1 pseudogene is annotated in these 540 nt (G+C 35.7%); it reads right to left on the bottom strand.

The annotated features are described in order from the left end of the window. Nucleotides 1–312 precede the first annotated feature (312 nt). A pseudogene (locus CTN01_RS22880) lies at nucleotides 313–540 on the bottom strand (hypothetical protein); the annotation flags it as partial.

Below are 540 nucleotides of genomic sequence, written 5' to 3'. Positions count from 1 at the left end.
GTATGTTGTTTGTGCCTGTGTTTGTGAGGCGCACAACAGGCATAAACATAACAGCCACCGGTAACCTATTTTTACTTTTTGCATTATTTATTAATCCTTATTACTGCCTATAAAGCTGTTATGGGGGCTACTGATAAGTTGAGATAGGTAAGGGTACACCTAATCAATACTGGGCAATAATTGGCCTGAAGGCTTAAATTTTCTAGATAAATCTTCGATACATATTCAAGTAACCGTTTACATATTTGTTTTCACCGATAAAAAACGCTCCCATTAGAGGGAGCGTTTAAAGCAACTAATGATAGGGTAGGCTTAGTAAAGCGCCCTTACTGTATGTTTACTTAAGAACTCTTTAGCAAAGTCGTTGACTTGTTTTTTCTGGGTATCAGATAAATGTCTCATTGTTTCAAGGTATTGTTCTTTATAAATATCATAAAGGTCATGTTTTTTATCTGTGCCCATTGAATCAAGATATATTTTTGAGTAAGCAGCACCAAGCACTTCGTCTTTTTCAGGGTAAGTGATTTGTGGTAATGAATG

The sequence above is a fragment of the Photobacterium angustum genome (assembly GCF_003026365.1).
Lineage (GTDB): Bacteria > Pseudomonadota > Gammaproteobacteria > Enterobacterales > Vibrionaceae > Photobacterium > Photobacterium angustum.
Note: the sequence above shows the minus strand (reverse complement) of the source record. Positions and strands in the feature narration are given on the sequence as shown.